A 2,709-nucleotide genomic window follows, 5' to 3' on the forward strand; every position below is an offset into this window, starting at 1 on the left:
ACCTATAGTGAGGGAATTCTTGCTACGGTTGTTAAAATAGTCCATATTCAGAAAGCCCTCAGATATAGACAAAATCTATAGCTGAGGGCTTTCCTGTGTCTTTGGTTATGTGTTTTCCTTATTCCGGAACCGGCAGAGTCACTGTGACAGGCTCATGCTCCAGTGCTGGAATAATTTTCTGCATCAGATCTTCAGTTGTGAATTTGAGACTCGAGGTATTAATACAGGGATGACAGCCGAAGTATGGCTCCTTCATGACATCTTCATCAATAAGAAGCTGTACTTTCTTCTCAGAATCATTCATCAGTCCCAATACACTGACGGATCCAGGGGTGATATCAAGATATTTCTCCATATATTCCGGTTTGGCAAAAGATAATCTGGCGGAATGGATCTGCGCAGAGAGATCTTTTGTCTTAAACGGTTTATCACCAGGCATCAGAAGAAGATAAAAATCCGTCTCCTGACGATTGCACAGGAACAGATTTTTGCAGATCGTGGTGTTGTCGCCAAGGGCGTGGTCAATTTCTTCGCAGGCTTCCATAGTCATAGCAGCCTCATGGTCAATACGCTGATATTGAACTCCAAGTTTGTCTAAAAAATCATAGACACGGATTTCTTTGTCCAGACGATTATCTGTATTCTCAGGTCTTCCCTTTTGTAATTCCATTTCGTGGTGCTCCTTTATTTTTTATTGATGAAAGTGTAATCCTTTTGTATGCGGATTGTCAACAAAAGGGCAGATATCCAGAATATTTTTCTGGTATCCTGTACATTCTACCACCTCCGCGGAATAGATCACCAGCACTCCAGCTCTCCCCACCTTATGATACCAACCGGTCTATCCGCAGCAGGAATATCATGTGATGCTCCATAGTACCCGCTATATATCCGCTGAAACAACATCTCATCCAACTGCATCTACTGCCAGCATCCCTGCATCCTGACATGGATTATTCCCCCATCCTATCCACAATGCTGTAGATACTTACATAGAAAGCCTCCATGGGGATAAAATGGTACTCACAGCAATGGAACTGCCGGATATCAAAGAGTTTAACAAAATCGGCTATTCAATAGCCGTAGTAGTTTATATACATAAGTTTATGCGCCCTTTCTTATCGACCTCTGCCGCATCTATAAGATACAACCAATCTAAACATAACAAAACATGGGACATATTGGAAAGGAATTCTGTTTTCGCACGATTTGCATTTTCTGCGGACCGGTAAGCCTCTTTCAGTGCCTGACGGGATTCAATCTCTGCTTTCTTCTCCTGTGTCACATCCATGGATGCCAGCAATACCTTTTCCAGCTTTCCATTCTTCCATTCCAAGGGAATATAAGAAGCGATTTTATAAGTCTTTTCATCCAGGCTGCAATATTCAAACTTATAAATATCATTTTCACTTTTCAGTTTTTTCCGAATATTATCCGGGGCTATCAGGATATCTATAGCTTCCAGTGTCTTATACCTTTCAAGAACCTGCATCTGAAAATCATGATAAAAGCCCAGAGGTTTATATATCATCTGTCCATTCAGGTTGTAGGACTCATATCTGTCATTTTCCAGATCGCAGACAACAAAGCGGTCAACCAGACGTACGATACTCTGAATCAGCTGCTCCATGGAAGCATTATCTGCTGCCATCTGCAGATGCCGTGCGCTCTCTACCTTTGCCTCTGTGATATCACGCAAGAAAATCATGGCATATTCTGAATCCTCTATCTCTCCACGTATGATCACATTGCGAACCCATCGTTCTTCTCCATTCAGAGTGATTCGACACTCTAAAGACAATTCAGTTTCCAGCCCCTTCAGCCTTTCTGCAATATAATCACGGTCATAAAAAGCGGATACCGCCTTCTTATCTGTTTCCATAACATAGGAATCCACAAAATGCTGTATCAGTTCATCCCATGTATGACTCTGTTCAAAGACGGTCATCAGGGACGGTTCAACCTTAAAAGTATCAAAAGTATTCGCTTCCAGATTCACATAATACTCGCACAGATCTGCTTTCGTTGGAACACTGAACTTGATACAATTTAACCTTGTTTCCCCTAGGGGTGTTCAAAGGGGGTTCATTTGAACACCCCCTTGAGAAATGGCACTTGCAGGCATAAAAGAAGGCAGGCAGTCTCGTTATAAGACTACCTGCCTGTTGATTATTCTTATGCTGTTTTCTGTATTTCGCCAGTTCGGCAAACTGTTAAGGAAACAATCGGAGTTGGTGTAAACGAAAAAGCAGCCTTGAGTTCTGATAAAAACTGCCCTTTCGTTTACATCAATTTCGATTTTACCTTGGTGAACAAAGTCGCGTCCCTTTAGCCGATAGCTATGGGGATTCAATCGTTGCTCTTTTCCTTAAGTTTATCATACCGGATGTTTTGGTAAAAGTTTTTTTATTCAAGAAATCAATTTCAGGCATGACAAACAAACCTCCTATGCGGAAGTCATTTATTCTATGCAATTGTAGATTTTAACATCTCATATGTGCACAAAAAGAAGAACTGTATTTATCTTTGCGGGGTGATACCATATTCCCTCCGCAAGAAGAACATTTGCATACATCGATGTGATACAAAACCTTTATCATTTCTATTGCATTTAGATTTTTTAATGTAGAAATGTATTTCTTGCATCCAAGCAGATTTCTGCAGTGAGTTATCTTTTTTCTCTTGTTTCTACATGATAGCAGACCATAG

General features: G+C 40.9%; 1 protein-coding gene and 1 pseudogene. Both read right to left on the reverse strand.

Annotation, left to right across the window (positions count from 1 at the left end):
- Positions 1-118: 118 nt before the first annotated feature.
- Entirely contained in the window at positions 119-670 is a 552-nt protein-coding gene (locus AC075L_RS04845) for a prolyl-tRNA synthetase associated domain-containing protein (protein WP_008704233.1), read from the reverse strand.
- A 420-nt stretch (positions 671-1,090) separates the two neighbouring features.
- Positions 1,091-2,026 (reverse strand): annotated as a pseudogene (locus AC075L_RS04850) (ABC-three component system middle component 6); the annotation flags it as partial.
- Between the last annotated feature and the right edge of the window lie 683 nt (positions 2,027-2,709).

The organism is Blautia sp. ZXY-1-B12, assembly GCF_056339915.1.